This is a genomic window from Candidatus Chloroploca asiatica, from assembly GCF_002532075.1.
Lineage (GTDB): Bacteria > Chloroflexota > Chloroflexia > Chloroflexales > Chloroflexaceae > Chloroploca > Chloroploca asiatica.
In genome coordinates, this window is the sequence record NZ_LYXE01000072.1 from 1 (window position 1) to 16,998 (window position 16,998).

The window sequence follows — 16,998 nt, forward strand, 5'->3', positions numbered from 1 at the left end:
GGCGGGTGCCCTGGCGGGTGCCCTGGCGGGTGCCCTGGCGGGTGCCCTGGCGGGTGCCCTGGCGGGTGCCCTGGCGGCACTCGTTGTTGCCGGGTGCAGCCGTTTGCGCCGCTAGTTGCATGCACATGCTGCCAAATAGAGCGTATTTTTTATCCGGTTTCGCAAGATGCAATCGCCCTAGCGCCTTCAGCGATCTGCATTGACGCCTCTGGCGCAAAGTGTCATAATGACCCTGTACATTGCAATACTTTTGCGTCCCGCATCAGTAGTTTGTAACGTACGTTTCCTGGGGTTGTATCACCCTGAGTACTACATGGCCTTCAGACCTCACAGGTCTTGAAGACCTGTGAGGTCTGAAGGCCGGTTTTGTTGCTTCGACATGGTTTCAGGGTGTTGTAATAACGATTATATATGCATACACAAGTCCTTGATGGGCGTTACGAGCTTGAGCAAAAGATCGGTGAAGGAGGAATGGCCCGTATTTATCTGGGCCTTGATCGTCGTCTCAATCGACGCGTGGCGATCAAAATCCCGCATCGCCATTTTCTCAGTGAAAAGGATTTTCTTGAACGCTTTCGCCACGAGGCGCAAGCAGCAGCTATGCTCGCGCACCCCAATATTGTGGACATCTATGATGTCGGCCAGGATGGTGATGTTCACTATATTGTGATGGAATATGTGGATGGCACGGATCTCAAGACGATTATTCTGCGCGAAGGACCGCTGCCAGTCGCCAAAGCCATTGATCTCGCCACCCAGATTGCCCGTGGTCTCCAGGCCGCACATCGTGCCGGGATGGTCCATCGCGATATCAAACCCCAGAATGTGATCGTCACCCACGATGGTCAGGCCCACGTCACTGATTTTGGCGTCGCCAAAAGCCATCTCTCGACCGCCCTCACCGAGACCGGAATCTCGTTTGGGACAGTCGATTACCTGTCACCTGAGCAGGCCCAGGGGCGCCCGGCAACCATCCAGTCTGATATCTATGCGCTTGGCATTGTGCTCTACGAGATGGTGACCGGGCGTCTGCCTTTTAGCGGCGATAACGCGGTGGCCGTCGCGATGAAACATGTCTCTGAGCCACCGGTTCCGCCACGTCGTTTGAATCCGGCGATCCCGCCTGGTCTTGAGGCCCTAATCTTGCGCGCACTGGCGAAGGATCCCGCCCAACGCCCCCGCGACGCCCAGGAATTCATCAATCTCCTGAGCAACTACAGCCAGTCGGCCCAGCAAGAGACAACGGTGAATCCGTCGCTGGCGCAAACCACGATCGCCACCCCGCCAGTGCGTCCATCCTCAGGCACCAGTAGTTCTGGGCGTTTCCCGGTACCACCAGCACCGCGCTCGACACCAGCACGTGCCCCACGGCAGGAAGGCCCGGGCTGTGGAGTCTTTCTTGTTGGTATGCTCGTGCTTGGGATGCTCGTCGGGATGATCTATCTCTTCAGCAGTGGGATGTTTCAGGGTGTCATCGGTAGTCTTTGGGGCACAGGAGGCAATCGCCCAACGCCAACGGTACCATCAGCTGTCACGCCAACGAGTATGCCGGATGAGCCAACGCCAACAGTATCACTCGACGTGGGCATTCCGAATCTGATCGGGCTCAGTGCCGAAGCTGCCGAAACATCGCTGCGTCAATTGCAACTTGAACCAGTTCGCCGTGAGACTTTTGATGCCACCGTCGCTGCCGGGCAGGTTGTGAGCCAGGAAATCGCCCCAGGCACCCTGGTAATGCCAGGCGAGCGGGTGACGTTTACCGTCAGTCTTGGCCCGCAACTTGTTGAAGTACCCGATGTGATCCGCACCCCCGCTTCCAACGCTCGTTCACGTCTCACCGGGGCCGGCCTCGGCGTTGAAGTCGTCGAAACGCCAAGCACCACAATTGACGTGGGCTTTGTGATTCGCCAGACCCCTGGGCCCGGTCTCCGTATCCCCCAAGGCCAGGTTGTGGTGCTAACGGTGAGCCAGGGCGATGTCGTGCGTTTCCCTAATGTGATCGGGTTGCAACGCGACCAAGCCGAGCAGATTCTCGGTGATGCACCGGGCCTTACGCTGATCTACGTCGATGAACAGGGGCGCGATCGGCTCATTGATTATGATCGCTTCCGTGACAACGAAGTCGTGAGTGCGCAAATTGCCGATGGGCCACCAGTACGCAATGGCGACTTGCTTCCTCGCGGTAGCCGGGTGATCCTCGGGGTCAAAGCCCCCGGTGGCTAAACATTGATACGACAAAGAAACCGCCAGCAAAATTGGCGGTTTCTTCGTCGTATCAATGGGCTCTACGTTTAGTCTTGCTGCGCCTCAACAGCCACCTTCTGCAGTTTTTCAGCCTCTTCGAGCAAGAGGCGGCGCTCAGAAACAGCAAATGTGCCATCAGCCTGCTTGCGCCATTCTGCATTAACTTCATACGCCCACTGACCAGCCGGTGTGCTGATCCAGCGAGGAGCCTTATAACGTCGTAGTTCCAGGGATGATGACATGAACGGATCTCCTTACCAAAGTTTGGTTGATAGTTCTACTTGATTGTAGCTAAAACAGTTACAGTAGGATAGAATCAAATATAGTATACCATTGCTTGATAACAAGGTGTTTGCAGGAATGTGCTCGCGAGGTAACAAAAGTCTTATGTACCTTTTTGATCCCCACCACGTACGCCCTTTGTTTCCTGCCCTGTCCGAGCTCGTTGCCGGTCGTCAGGCGGTCTTCTTTGATGCGCCCGGTGGTACCCAGGTGCCCCAGATGGTGATTGATGCCATCAGTGACTATTTGACCCGGCGCAATGCCAATACCCACGGGGCGTTTCTGACGAGCCAGCGTACCGATGAGACGCTTGCCGCTGCCCACGCAGCCATGGCCGATCTGCTCGGCTGTGCCCCCCACGAGACGGTCTTTGGGGCCAATATGACGAGTCTGACGTTTGCCCTGAGTCGCGCCCTCGGGCGTACCTGGGGGCCAGGTGATGAAATCATTGTGACCCGCCTCGACCATGATGCCAATGTGGCCCCCTGGCGTGCGCTCGAAGAGCGCGGCGTGACCATCCGTGAGGTCGATGTTGATGTCGAAGATTGTACCCTCGATATGGCAAGCTTCGCGGCCTTGCTCTCGCCGCGCACCAGGCTGGTCGCTGTGGGCTATGCCTCGAATGCCGTCGGAACAATCAATGATGTCGCTACGATCGTACGCCAGGCCCGTCAGGTCGGGGCACTCACCTTTGTTGATGCTGTGCATTATGCCCCCCACGGCCCCATTGATGTCCAGGCGCTTGACTGCGATTTCCTCGCCTGTAGTGTCTATAAATTCTTTGGCCCCCACGTCGGGGTGCTCTATGGCAAAGCCGAACACCTCGAACGCCTGCAGCCCTACAAAGTGCGCCCCGCCGCCAACACCTCGCCCGAACGCTGGATGACCGGTACCCAGAACCACGAGGGGCTGGCAGGCACCGTGGCTGCCGTTGCTTACCTCGCTAGTCTTGCCCAACCAGACAGCGCCAATCGACGCACCGCCATCCAAGAGGCAATGCAGAGCATCCAGGCCTACGAACGCACGCTGAGCGAGCGCCTGGTTAGCGGGTTACTCCAGATTCCCGGGCTCACCTTTTATGGCCTGCGCGAACCCGAGCGCTTTGCCGCACGCACACCCACCGTCTCTTTCCGGCTAGAAGGCTATACTCCACGTGCCATCACCGAGGCGTTGGCCGCCCGCGGCATCTTTGCCTGGGACGGCAACTACTATGCACTGAGCCTCAGTGAGCGCCTCGGCGTTGAAGCCCACGGGGGCATGGTGCGCATCGGTCTGGCCCACTATCACACCGTCGAAGAAGTCGAGTACCTGCTTGCCGAGCTCGAACAGTTAGCGACAACCCACTGATATGCAAAAATCACCCCTGCTGGCGATCTTTCTGGTCGTCTTTATTGACATGCTCGGCTTTGGCATTATTCTGCCCCTTCTGCCGTTTTATGCCGAACACCTCGGGGCAAGTGAGGTGCAGGTTGGTTTGCTGCTGGTCACCTATGCCGCCGCGCAGTTTGTTGGCGCACCAATCATCGGGAGCCTGTCGGATCGGTTTGGACGCCGCCGCATTCTTGTCCTGAGCCAGGTTGGCACCGTCCTGGGCTTTGTGCTGCTTGGCCTGGCAACCTCGCTGCCGATGCTCTTTCTGGCCCGTTTTGTCGGCGGCATCATGGCCAGCAATATCACCGTCGCCCAGGCCTACATCAGCGACGTCACCGACGAGAGCAATCGCGCCCGTGGCCTGGCGCTGATCGGGGCGGCATTTGGCCTGGGCTTCATCCTCGGGCCAGTCTTTGGCGGGATCCTTGCCACCTTTAGCTTTGCGATGCCTGCTTTTGCGGCGGCGGCCGTTGCTTTCGTGTCGCTGCTCGTCACGCTTACCGTCTTGCCAGAACCACCCCAGCGCCGCCGCAGTGGTCAGGGCGGTCCCATTGCAACCTTCAAGACGATCTTCAGGCTCAGCCAGCGCCCCGTGTTAAAGCCTCTCTATCTGACCGGGTTCCTGAGTGCGCTGGCCCTCATCTTTTTTCAGAGCTGTTTTGCCCTCTACGGTGAACGTCGCTACAGCTTTGGCCCGCGTGAGATCGGCCTCTTGCTTGCCTATGTCGGCGTAATTACCGTCATTTTGCAAGCAGGCTTTACCGGACGCCTCGTCAAACACTTTGGCGAAGAACGCCTCATCATCACCGGAACGATCTTGCTCTATGCATCGTTAATGATCACGGCGATCGCCTGGATCTGGCCGATCCTGCTCATCTCATTGATGCTTGTCGCCCTTGGCTCAGGACTGATTGGGCCAAGCCTGCAGAGCCTCTTGATCCGCACCAGCGAGGCCGACGAACGCGGTCAGGTGCTGGGGGTCTACACCTCACTCGATAGCCTGGCCCGCATGGTTGCGCCTATCCCCGCCACGTGGATGCTCGGTGCCGTTGCTCCGGGGGCGCCTCTCGTGCTCGGGGGCGTGCTCGCCGCGCTCGCGGGGGTCGTAGCCTACGGCGTCTACCGTCGGCGGCCCGTCCTCCCCCACGCCATCTGAGCCTCAACGCAAACCAAACGATGTGTGCGCACGAGGCCGAGCGACGCTCGGCCTCGTGCGCACACAAGCTTACCCACTCACGACGCAATTGCGCCCCTGCGCCTTGGCCGCATACAAGGCCTGATCGACACGATCAATCACGTGCTCAATCGACTCGTCACTCGGCCGATGCTCAGCAACCCCAATGCTCACCGTCACCTTGATCACGCCACGCTCGGTCGCCACCTCAAGCTGGCTGATCTGCTCACGTAACCGCTCGGCTGTCGTCGTTGCTGCGTCAAGCCCTGTATTGGGCAACAACACAATGAATTCTTCACCGCCATAACGCCCAATCACATCAGCCGACCGCATTTGTTCAATCGTAGCCCGCGCCACCTCTTGCAAGACCAGATCACCCGCAGGATGCCCAAAGCGGTCGTTCACCTGTTTGAAGTGATCAATATCAAACATCATCAACGCGAGCGGACGGTGATAACGGACTGCGTTATTAAAATTGTGTACCGCCAGCGCAAAAAAATGACTCCGGTTGAGCACCCCCGTCAGCCAGTCGGTGCGCGCAAGATACTCCTGCCGCACCAGGGCCTCTTTCAATTCGCGATTGGCAACTTCGAGGGCTGAGCGCGCTTGTTCCAGCGCCAGGTGGGTGCGTACCCGCGCCAACACCTCTTCGGGGTGAAACGGCTTGGTAATATAGTCAACCCCACCCACCTGAAACGCTTTGAGCTTATCATCCGTATCGCCAAGGGCACTCAGGAAAATAATCGGAATGCTGCGCGTCGCCTCGTCAGCTTTAAGTTGCTCGCATACGCTGTAACCATCAAGATCAGGCATACGAATATCAAGCAAAATAAGATCAGGTGCTGAGGCACGTACCGCTGCCAGCGCTGCCGTGCCCTTGGTCACTGGGCGAACTTCATACTGATGGTCAGCCAGGAGTTGCGCAAGCAAGCGCAAGTTCGCGGGTGTATCATCAACGATCAAGATCGTTGGTAACTTTGGTGTTGTCATAGTGATTCTGACCCTGGCATCTCAAGCCAGGCAAGCAAGGTTTCATACGCAAAGTCATCGATCCAGGTTGCCATCTGCGTAGCTAAATCAGGATAGTTCACCTTTATCTGATCGATCAGCGCATGCATCTGGGCAACATTGGCTTCAACGGCTGCCTGACGCAATTGGTCACGCCAGATCGGATCAAGGCTATACATTGCTCGATCTCCCGCAGACGGATGGGTGCCGTTAGTTGGCTGGGTTTCATAACAAAAGTGGGCACCCAGATACTGTTCGATCATCGACACAATTTCGTGCTCACGAAATGGTTTGGCAATGAAAGCATCGCAACCAGAAGCGAGAATGTGCGACTGAGCCTCGCCAAAGACACTCGCCGAAAGGGCAATAATCACCGGACGCAAGAGCGTCGGATCATCCTCGCAAGCCCGGAGGATATGCTGGGTTGCATCAATGCCATCCATCACCGGCATCCGTAGATCCATCCAGACGACGTGAGGCTGCCAGGCACGCCACCGCTCGACTGCTTCAGCGCCATTTGGCACACTCTCGGCTTCAAAGCCAAGTTGCTGCAATAGCGCCACTAGCAAGCGTGCATTTTCAGGACGATCATCGGCGATCAGCATACGGTAGTGGGGTTGATCGGGCTCAAGCCCAGTTGCGCGCGCGTGGCTCGGCAGAGGCACAACCGACTCAGTTGCGGAACTTTCCACCTGCAACGGCAGTGTCAGGGTAAAGACCGAGCCTTCACCCAGAATTCCGCTACTTGCCGCAATCAAATCTCCGCCCAGCAACTGCGCAAACTCATGACTGATCGTCAAGCCAAGCCCAGTGCCTTCGCGCATTTTGTTGGATGTCGATGACTGAATGAACGGGTTGAAGATCGACTCCAGATCATCAGGCTCAATGCCAGTCCCTGTATCCTGCACCTCGAAGATGAGTTGCGGAACCGGTAAGATCGCGGTGCGTACCCGCAGGCTCACCTGACCAACGGTGGTGAATTTGATCGCATTGCCCAGCAGGTTGATCAAGATTTGCCGCAATTTGGCCTCGTCGGTGATCACCAGCGTTGGAACAGTCGGTGCCGCCTCGATGTTCAGGGCCAACCCTTTGCTCTCGGCACGCAGCCGAAAGAGGATCCGCAGGTCGTCAAGCAGCCGCTTGACGACAACCGGGCCAGCCAGCAACGAGTGGCGACCAGCCTCGATCTTCGCCATATCGAGCACGTCGTTGATGATATGCAACAGATGCTCACCACTACGGTTAATCGTATCAAGATTCTCGTGCTGCGCCGGGGTCAGGTTGGGATCACGCGTCATTAATTGCGAAAACCCGAGAATCGCATTGAGCGGCGTGCGCAATTCGTGGCTCATATTGGCAAGAAAGACGCTCTTGGCATGATTGGCTGCTTCGGCCTGCTGCTTGGCAACCAGCAATGCCTCTTCAACGCGCTTGCGTTCGGTGATATCCTGGCCCTGCGCAATCGTCGCCAGCGGCGTCACCCCGTCCGCCTCAAACAGCGTCGCCGAGTTCCAGAGCACCGTCCGCAGCGACCCATCACGATGCTGGATCTTGATCTCCACGGTTTCCCAACGCTCACCGGTCAGCGTTTTGCGAATGAGCATCATTGATGGTTCGGCAAGGTCTAGCGGAAAGAGCAACGACAGGAATTGCCCTTTGATCTCGGTTTCACGCCAACCAGTCAGGTCTTCAAAGGCGCGATTGAAGCGCGTCACGCGAAACTGTGGATCCCAGACGATGATCGGCGCATTGGCATAGTTGATCAGGTTCTCGAGATAGGCGTTAGTCTCACGTACCGCCATTTCACTCCGTTTACGCTCAGTGACATCACGCGTTACGCCCAGAATTTCGACCTCACCCTGTTGGTTTCGTACGTAGGTTGTCACGACCTCAGTATGGATGATATGGCCGTCTTTGTGCGGTTGATCAATCTCGTTGATCCGTGCGATCGTTCCTTCAGGCAAGGCCAGAAATGCATCCAGGTGCTGGCGCAGTTCCTCCTCCACCAGACGTCGCGACTCCTCGGTCAGGGCTGCCGTCACCGGCTCGACCATGATCTCTTCGGGGGTGTAGCCACGTAGCTTCTGCACCGACGGACTCACGTAGTTAAAACGACCACTCAATGGATCCATCAGCCAGATCACATCCTGGGTATTTTCTGAGATCAGCCGATAGCGTGCCTCGCTCTGTTGGAGTGCCTGCTCGATCCGTTTGCGCTCGCTGATATCATACGCCACCGTGATCATATGGGGAACACCTTGCAACGAGATGACCTTGACCGAAATCACTGCCGTAAATTCAGTTCCATCTTTACGCAAGAGTTCTACCTCAACATTTTGACAAAACCCTTGCGTCTGGATCAGATCGAGAATCTGATTGCGATCTTGTGGGTTCTTCCAGATTTTGATCGTACCCGCATTCTTGCCAATCACATCCTCTGGGGTAAAACCAGTGAGGCCAGTAAAACCTTCATTGATTTTGACAACATACCCGCCTTCTACATAGGTAATGATTACGGCCTCAAAGCGCGCATTAAAAATGGCCTCCAGGTTTTCACGTGCTTCACGGTTTTCATTATGCAACTGCTGATTGACCAGTAGAATGAAGCCGAAAGTCCAGAGGGTGGTGGTGCCAAGCGCGAGCAGATAGGTCACAGTTTCCATCGGCGAAAGCTCAAGCCTCGCCGCATCCATGCTGTACACCAACGGCTCAAAGCCACGTAAGCCAAAGAAGATGCCATTGGCCAGAAAAATAAACGCCAGAAAAGAGGACGCGCTCGGTAGGACCGTACCTCTGTTGCGCCACAACGTCCAGGCGATCAAACCTGAGAAGAGCACCACGCTGAACGAGAAGAGGATGCGGCGGGCAACCAGGCTATCAAGACCATAGATCAGGGCGACAAGGGCCAGCAGAAAGCTCGCCCAAAAGGCAAGCAGAAACCCACGCTGCTCACGCTCACCAAAAAACCGCACGACACCAATGTAGAGCCCCGTGATGCCTGCCAGAAAAAAGATGTTGCTGGCAAAAATAGTAACGGTGCCAAGAATGCGCTGCTGAGACAAGGCGTAGGTCACAAAACCCAGGGTGAGCGCCCCCATACCTAGCGCCCACCAGCCCACGCCAGGGCGACTCTGGTTGACCCAGGTGAGACCAGTAAGCGCTACCACTTGCAGCAGGTTAGCGATGATCAAGGTGATCGAGAGGGTGAGTGCGTCAATATTCATAATCAATATTCATAGATGCTTCGCTGCGCTCCTAAGCAACAAAACCTTATGGTCGGAGCGCAACGGCTCCACGGTCATTCCGAACGGAGCCGCAGGCGCAGTGAGGAATCTTCACGGATCTGCATGGAAGACCCCTCACGTTCGTTCGGGGTGACCGTGCAGACTACGTATATGCCATGAAAAGTCATATAATTAAGTATAAATATATGTACGCACGTTGTCCATCAGTACTCATACGGATGCATCCGTAAGATTCGCGCCACGTACGGTCAAGAGCCATCCCGTCTGTTCACGCACACGCGTGACGGCCTCGGTCAATTCAGCCCTGCTACACGCGCCCTGAACCCGCACAACCACCTCGCAGGTGGCATTCTGCAAGGCCGGCGAACTTTGCGCCGTCAGGCCTGGTGGCAAGGCTTCACGCGCCGCTCGCATCAGCGCCTCCTGGTGAGGTTGCGGCCAGAGGCGTACGGTCCAGCCGATAAACGCTGCCAACTCAGCGAGTTGTGCTGTATAGGATGAACGAGCAACCAGGGGAAAATAGAACCGCAGCGTGATGACCCGCGTTTGCTGGTCAGCACTCGCTTTGTAGCAACCGCTCGCGGGGCCAAACCAGGTACGCGCAGTGCTCAGGGCAAAGTTGAGTTCGCTTGGCACAGCCCCTTCAGGCGGCGCAAAACTCGCCTCATCCACCACCGCGGGCACTTCAGCCGCCTGCGGCACCCCGGGCACTCTGAGCGTCAGACGTAGCCCAGTCCGCTGCTGAAAGGCCGCTTCAACCGCAGCAATGGTTGCCGGATCGACGCTACCCTGACAACGCACTTCAACCCTTCCTTCATCCTGGTAGATCGCCGGGCTCCGCTCGGCCTGCAAGCCATCAGGGAGCAATTCGAGCGCCAGGGCGGCGAGTTGCGCCTGGTGCGGATACGGCCAGACCGTGACGGGGACACCTGCTTCGGCAGCGATCTGCGTGATCGCCGCAGCATCACGTTCCGCAGCGACCACCGGAAAGAAGTAGCGGAGCATCACCGCCCCGGTCTCGGCATCAATGCTGCGCTGGTAGAGATCGGGGGCAGACCCAAGATGCTGATCAATGATCGCCTGGATGCCCGCACTATTGATCCGTGGCCCGGTGCGACGACCACCACCCGCCGCCAGCGCCCGGCGCACCTCGGCAGGGGCAGGCAAGCGCCACAAACCCGGAGCAAGGGGCAACGGCATAAAATAGGCGCTGCCAGCTTCCAGGATCGCCCCGGCCTGCGCTTCCTGCTCACTGGTAACCTCTGGGCCATACCAGACCCGCGCAAGCTCACGTACACTCATCGTCTGCATGCCCGAACCATCACGCAGCGCCGTCCAGAGCCGTTCGAGTCCGGCGGTCTCAAGCGCGTCACCGTTGCCCAGGGTATGGGCAGACTCGGCAGGTTCGGGCGAAGGGGGAAGCACCACACGTCGTCCCCCTCGCGCGGACGGCGCAACCGTCAACGTCTGACCATCCTGAGGGGAAACCAACTCGGCTAGGTCAGTGAGGCGTGCCGCCAGCGCCGCACGCGCCTCGGGATCGCCATGCACCAGCGCAACGGTACGCGGCTTGAGCGTACGCACCAGCGCAGCCAGTTCGTCGCCATCGGCATGCGCACTAAGCCCATAACGCCCGATCTGGCAGGCCACCCGCACCGTACGCGCTCCAAACGTCATCTGGCGCCGCTCAGGCTGCGCATCAGCCAAATCAAGCAAGCGACGCCCCGGTGCCTCCTCGTCGAGGTAGCCACTAAAGAAGATCGCCGCCTGCGGCTGCTCGGCGAGGCGCTCGGCATACCAGACCGACGGGCCGCCGGTGAGCATCCCCGATGAGGCAATGATCGCAGCGGGCGGCCCGGTCAACACACGTTCACGCTGGATCTGATTCTCGACGGGCTGAATCCGACTGCTAAAAAAGGGCCGCCCGCCGCCCAACACATAACGACGGAGCGCGGGGCCAAGCGCATCAGGAAACGCGGCGTAGGCCGCACAGACCGAACGAACCAGTCCATCAACGGCAATGGGAAACGGCGGAATCACGCCATCGCGCTGAGCGGCGCGCAGAATCAGAATCACCTCTTGCGCCCGCCCGAGCGCAAAGGCCGGAATCAAACAGTGGCCGCCCCGTTCGATCACCTCGGCCACCGCCTCGGCCAAGCGGCGCTCTTCGATCGCCCGATTAGGATGCAACCGCGCCCCATAGGTACTCTCGAGCACCAGCAAATCCGGGCGTAGCGGTGCAGGTGTCGCCGCCCCCAGGATCGTCCGTTGCGGCGTGATGCTGACATCGCCGCTGATCACCAGACGCCCATCCTGGGCCTCAAAGCCGAGGCTCACAGCCCCGGCAATATGGCCAGCACGCTGCGCATAGATCAGTACATCGGGCAACTCGGGCAAGCGCTGCTCACCCATGGCAAGCGGACGGAGGCGGCGCAACGTCGCGGCAACCAGCGCATCGTCATACAGAGGCAACTCAAGTTCGTCGGCGGCACGGCGGGCCATCACCCGCACAGCATCACCGAGCATCACCTCCATCAAGCGCAGGGTCGCCGCCGTCGCATAGATCGGCACCCCCGGAAAGCGATCAGCCACCAGGGGCAAAGCACCAATATGGTCAGCATGGGCGTGCGTCACCAAAATAGCATCAAGGTGAATTCCATCGAGGGCAGCCAGATCAGGCAAACGATCGCCGCCATCCATACGCACCCCGGCATCAACCAGCACATGCCGCCCCCCAAGCGCAACCAGTTGGCAGGTCGCACCCACGCCACTCGCACCACCAAGAAACTGGATCTGCATATCATTCACCTGCTGTCAGCTACGCTGGCAGCGTGCGCCAGCAAAAGAGTCGTTCCTTCGCGGAAGAAACCAGGAGGGAGTGCCGACTTCAGTCGGCACTCCGGTACGCCCGATGGAATGGGTAAAACCCAGAACGCCTCGGCGACGGGCTGCAAAGCCTGCCTGCGCCGACTCGCTCAGGCCATGCAGGTGGCCTTTGCAAACCAAAAGCCGCGCCGTTCACGGCGACGGAAGAAAATGCAATCGCCCTAGGGCGACGCCGCTCTAGCAGAAAAGCCCGCTGCAAGCATGTTACAATACCATAAGAAGATATGGCTGAGGAAGATATGAGCCCAGAATTATCCCAGGGTGTTGCCCCTGCAACACCTCTGCTAACGATGCAACGTGAGGTCGTGCGCCAGGCCATGAGCCGGTCGTTTGCGCTGACCATGGACGAGTTGCTGATTCTACGCGACCTCGATGGTCAACCAATGCGCCCGATGCAACCACCGCCCGGTGTCACACCCCGCGCCTCAGCAGCCCTGCTCTTGCTCTATCCGAGTGAGGGTGAACTCTGGCTCCCCCTGACCGTACGCTCGGCCCGCCTTACCACCCATCGCGGCGAGGTCTCGCTACCAGGAGGACGGACTGACCCGGAGGACGATGGCCCTATCGGAACCGCCCTCCGCGAAGCCTGGGAGGAACTGGGCATCAGGACGAGTTATGTCGAGCCACTCGGTACGCTGACACCTTTTTATATCCCCCCAAGCAATAGCCGACTCACCCCGGTGGTCGGCCTCAGCCTCGTTGAACCTGACCTCCATCCTAACCCCGACGAGGTTGAGGCTGCCTTCAGTGTGCCGCTCAGATGCCTCTTTGACCCAGCGATAGTCCAGGAGGAGATCTGGGAACGGGGCCAGACACGCATGCGGGTGCCCTTTTTTGCCCTCGAAGGCTATAAAGTCTGGGGGGCCACCGCGCTCTTGTTAAGCGAATTGCTAGCCCGCATGCGCCGAGTCGGTTTCAGTTGACACACCCCCCGGCTAGGGTATAATGAACCTACATCAAGCATCCGTACAAGGTACCTTGCTATGCCATGCGCTCTCATCAGAGGGTTGTTCAGGCAAAGATAGCAAAAGGAGTGAATCATGTTAGGACTGGGATGGGGCGAATTAATTGTTATTCTGGTGATTGTGATTGCCATATTTGGTGCCGGACGCCTTGCTGGCCTCGGGAGCGCCCTTGGGGGCAGCATCCGTGAGTTCAAGAACGCCGTGAAAGACGATGATGCAGCACCAACCACGACAACTGAGACCAAAGCCGAGCGCGAAAGCAAGGTGTAACATCCACACCGATGATGGGCTGTTGGCCTGACCAGACACGTTGTTGGCTTGCATAGTGTGGGGCATCAGAGAGGCGTGAATCTCCGCTGCTCTGTTGCCCCTTTCTTTTTTGTGCCGGTTGCTCATCAGATGAACCGAACTTTTTGTGGAACAAAAACATGGCAGTTGATTATTTTGACCAGGCAACCATCCAGGTACAGGCCGGCACAGGCGGATCTGGCGCAGCAACCTTTCGCCGTGAAAAATTCGTCCCCCGCGGTGGGCCCAATGGCGGCGATGGTGGCCGTGGAGGGCACATCTATCTGTTCGCCGACCCGAATCTCAATACGTTGCTCAGTTTCCGTTACGAGCGCTCGTTTCGTGCCGAGTCAGGTGGCAATGGGCAGAAAAATAAGATGTATGGGCGTCAGGGCAATGATCTGGTGATCAATGTCCCGCCAGGGACGGTTGTCCGTGCCATGATCGATGGTCAAACCTACGAGGTTGACCTCGCACGCCCCGGGCAGCGCTTGCTTGTTGCGCGTGGTGGGCGCGGGGGCCTTGGCAATGTTCACTTTACCTCATCGGTGCGCCAGGCACCGCGTATCGCTGAACTCGGTGAGCCAGGGCAAAAGCTGACCATCGAGCTCGAATTGAAGCTCATTGCGGATGTTGGTCTCGTTGGCTTTCCCAATGCCGGCAAGTCAACGCTGCTCTCGGTCATCAGTGCCGCTCGCCCCAAGATTGCGAATTACCCTTTTACGACGCTCCAACCCAATCTCGGCATGGTTGATGTGGGGGAATATGATCGTTTTGTGGTTGCCGATATCCCCGGTTTGATCGAGGGTGCCCACGCAGGTGTCGGCCTGGGGCACGCTTTTTTGCGCCACGTCGAGCGTACCCGCGTGCTTATTCATATCATTGATGCCGCCGGGGTCGACGGGCGCGATCCAGTCACCGATTTCCATCAGATCAACGAAGAATTGCGGCTCTATGAGCCTGAACTGGCCCAACGCCCCCAGGTCGTTGCCTTCAATAAGGTTGATCTGCCCGAGGCCCGCGCAAATCTCGCCCGTCTGCAGCACGAGCTTGGCCTTGACCCCGAAGATTGTTTTGCGATCTCAGCGGCAACACAGCAGGGCGTTGACCACCTGTTACGCCGCGTAGCAACCCACCTGCGGGCTATGCCAGTCTCTCATCTGGAACCGGTTGAACCCGATGAGCCACCCCTCACCTGGCCGATACCTGAGGTCGAAGAGAATGCCTTCTCGGTTGAACCCGAAGGCGATGGCTGGCGCGTGCGCGGCATCAAGATCGAACGGCTGCTCAAGATGACCAATTTTGACCAGATCGAGGCCGTTGATCGCGTACAACGCGTCTTTGAGGCGACCGGGATCAGTCAGGCCCTCCTTGAGGCTGGCCTCCACGAGGGCGATATGGTCTATATTGGTGATATCGAGCTCGAATGGGATAGCCAGCGCTTTGAGTGAGCCCAACGCACGATGACACAGGCAGATCCTCCCAACCGCCTGTCCAGGATCATTGTTCGTCTCTGGCCACAGGCCGTCAACCTGCCACTCCGCGATTTTACCATCTTGCAACGCGAGGTGGTAGGCACCCTCTATGGGATGGTGCTCTTTGCGTGTATGCTTGGCTGGCTCACCCTCGCCACTGATCGCGCTGACGTGCGGGCCAACTGGCTGCTGATGCTCAGCGGGATCATCTTTATCGTCATTATCAATCAGTTGAGTTTCTTCTGGATTCTCCGCCAGCCTGATGGCGAGACCGAGATGATCAGTGGCAATCTGAGTGTCTTGATCGGCCTGGCAACGCTGCTGATTGTCGGCCCCGGCCTGATCTGGATGCTGTTGCTCGCCCATCTCTTCGAGCTCGCCCACCGTCTCTGGCAGTATCGTCTCTTTGTCCAGCGCTGGAATGTAATCCGCAATTCGCTCGTCTCGCAAAGTACCCTCGGGCTGAGCTACCTGAGTTGCTACTATGCGTTCACGATGCTCGGGGGTAGCCGCCCCCCGAACGATCTTGGCCTGACAACGCTTGGCGCGATGCTCGGGGCTTTGCTTGTCTTTAGCGCGGTGTTGCTCGGTTGTTTTGCCATGCTCTTTCTCCTGCAGATCGTGCTCAAGCAAACCGCAGGACGGCGCATGGGCATGCAGTACCTCACTCGTTTTATTGGGTTGACGATCCTGCCCCCGCTGCCGTTTGCCCTGCTCGGGGCGGTTGTCTACAGCGCCTATGCCCTGATCGGCTATCTCTTCTGGTGTACAAGTGTCGTGATGATCAACCTGATCGCCCACTGGCTCAGCAAATCGGTCGCCGCAAGCGATCAGCGCCGCGAAGAACTGGCGCGCCTCGAAGCGCTCGGGCGCAGTATTTTGTCCAGCCCGCCCGAGCTTGCTGCACTCCCCACGTTACTTGCACAGCACGTTGCCGGCATGTTCCGCGAGCGGCGGATCTGCATTGGGCTCTTTGATGGTCAGATCTTGCTGCGACGGCCTGCCGATGAGCCAGTTGATCCGAACTTGCTCGCCTGGCTCGCAGCGCATCCGGTCGAGCGGATCTGGCAACCGCATGAAACCCCACCCTGGCCCGGGGCCGAAGGCCGCTTTGTACGCGTCACCGTGCCGATCCGTGCCGTCGAGAACGAACCAGCCATCGGCATGATCTTTCTTGAACTCGGCACGCTCGAAGGCGATCCCGAAAGTATGTTGCCCGCCCTACAAACCCTGGGCGCAACGATTGTTTCGGCGATCCATCGGGTTGACGAACACCGCCGCACGCTGCGGCTCCATCGGTTTGATCAAGAACTGGCGATGGCCGGGCAGATCCAGGCCAGCTTTTTGCCCACAAGCATCCCCGACATTCCCGGCTGGCAACTCGCCGCAACCCTCCGCCCTGCCCGCGAGACCTCCGGCGACTTCTACGATCTCCTGCTGCTTCCCGGCGGCTGTCTCGGGCTCATTATCGCTGATGTCGCCGACAAAGGTACCGGGGCCGCCCTCTTTATGGCGCTCTCACGGACGCTGCTTCGTACGTATGCGTTTGAGTATCGCGATGATCCCTCGTCGGTCTTGCGTGCCGCCAACGAACGCATCCTGATTGATACTGACAGCACCATGTTTGTGACGGTCTTTTACGGCATCCTCGACCCGGCAACCGGAGCCTTGCGCTACGCGAATGCCGGCCACAATCCGCCTTTTTTGCTGCGTCACGATGGCTCACTTGCCACCCTGACCAATACCGGCGTTCCTCTCGGCATTGATCACGAACGCGCCTGGGCAACCCGCGACCTCACCCTTGCGCAGGGTGATGTGCTCGTCATTTATACCGATGGCATCACCGAAGCCCAGAACGAGCACGAAGAGATGTTTGAAACCAGACGGTTGCTCACCGTTGCCCGCACCACCACCGACGCCCATCAACTGCAAGAGCACATTCTGGATGCGGTGACGACCTTCGCCGGCAACGCCGCACAATCCGATGATATTGCCCTGTTGATCCTCGCCCGCCACTAGAAAACCATGTCGTTCCCGCGCACGCGGGAACCCAAGTCTCG

11 protein-coding genes are annotated in these 16,998 nt (G+C 58.4%); 7 read left to right on the forward strand and 4 right to left on the reverse strand.

Annotation, left to right across the window (positions count from 1 at the left end; all coding sequences use genetic code 11):
* Window positions 1–411: 411 nt before the first annotated feature.
* The gene (gene pknB, locus A9Q02_RS08135; protein WP_097651861.1) at window positions 412–2,223 is read left to right on the forward strand and encodes a Stk1 family PASTA domain-containing Ser/Thr kinase; all 1,812 of its coding nucleotides are present in this window, start codon (window positions 412–414) and stop codon (window positions 2,221–2,223) included.
* A gap of 68 nt (window positions 2,224–2,291) precedes the next feature.
* Here pknB and A9Q02_RS08140 read toward each other — a convergent pair whose 3' ends face one another.
* Complete coding sequence (locus A9Q02_RS08140; protein WP_097651862.1) at window positions 2,292–2,486, reverse strand: hypothetical protein; 195 nt, start codon at window positions 2,484–2,486, stop codon at window positions 2,292–2,294.
* 145 nt (window positions 2,487–2,631) lie between these two features.
* On the opposite strand from A9Q02_RS08140, the gene A9Q02_RS08145 reads away from it, so the two are divergent.
* Together A9Q02_RS08145 and A9Q02_RS08150 are read left to right on the forward strand one after the other, a co-directional pair.
* Window positions 2,632–3,873 (forward strand): cysteine desulfurase-like protein, encoded by a 1,242-nt coding sequence (locus A9Q02_RS08145; protein WP_097651863.1) that lies wholly within the window; start codon window positions 2,632–2,634, stop codon window positions 3,871–3,873.
* Between the two features lies 1 nt (window position 3,874).
* Window positions 3,875–5,053, forward strand: a complete 1,179-nt coding sequence (locus A9Q02_RS08150) for an MFS transporter (RefSeq protein ID WP_097651864.1) — start codon at window positions 3,875–3,877, stop codon at window positions 5,051–5,053.
* Between the two features lie 69 nt (window positions 5,054–5,122).
* Here the strand turns inward: A9Q02_RS08150 and A9Q02_RS08155 are convergent, their stop codons facing one another.
* The 3 genes from A9Q02_RS08155 to A9Q02_RS08165 form a co-directional block, all read right to left on the reverse strand.
* Window positions 5,123–6,061 (reverse strand): diguanylate cyclase, encoded by a 939-nt coding sequence (locus A9Q02_RS08155; protein WP_097651865.1) that lies wholly within the window; start codon window positions 6,059–6,061, stop codon window positions 5,123–5,125.
* Complete coding sequence (locus A9Q02_RS08160) at window positions 6,058–9,303, reverse strand: PAS domain S-box protein (RefSeq protein WP_097651866.1); 3,246 nt, start codon at window positions 9,301–9,303, stop codon at window positions 6,058–6,060. Before A9Q02_RS08160 ends, A9Q02_RS08155 begins: the two co-directional genes overlap by 4 nt.
* Before the next feature lie 231 nt (window positions 9,304–9,534).
* Window positions 9,535–12,123, reverse strand: a complete 2,589-nt coding sequence (locus A9Q02_RS08165; protein WP_097651867.1) for an MBL fold metallo-hydrolase — start codon at window positions 12,121–12,123, stop codon at window positions 9,535–9,537.
* Between the two features lie 326 nt (window positions 12,124–12,449).
* On the opposite strand from A9Q02_RS08165, the gene A9Q02_RS08170 reads away from it, so the two are divergent.
* The 4 genes from A9Q02_RS08170 (at window position 12,450) to A9Q02_RS08185 (ending at window position 16,957) form a co-directional block, all read left to right on the forward strand.
* Entirely contained in the window at window positions 12,450–13,133 is a 684-nt protein-coding gene (locus A9Q02_RS08170; RefSeq protein ID WP_097651920.1) for an NUDIX hydrolase, read from the forward strand.
* Between the two features lie 114 nt (window positions 13,134–13,247).
* Complete coding sequence (tatA, locus tag A9Q02_RS08175) at window positions 13,248–13,445, forward strand: twin-arginine translocase TatA/TatE family subunit (RefSeq protein WP_097651868.1); 198 nt, start codon at window positions 13,248–13,250, stop codon at window positions 13,443–13,445.
* Between the two features lie 158 nt (window positions 13,446–13,603).
* Window positions 13,604–14,914, forward strand: a complete 1,311-nt coding sequence (obgE, locus tag A9Q02_RS08180; protein WP_097651869.1) for a GTPase ObgE — start codon at window positions 13,604–13,606, stop codon at window positions 14,912–14,914.
* A 12-nt stretch (window positions 14,915–14,926) separates the two neighbouring features.
* On the forward strand, window positions 14,927–16,957 hold the full coding sequence (locus tag A9Q02_RS08185) for a PP2C family protein-serine/threonine phosphatase (protein ID WP_097651870.1): 2,031 nt from the start codon (window positions 14,927–14,929) through the stop codon (window positions 16,955–16,957).
* Window positions 16,958–16,998: the final 41 nt, after the last annotated feature.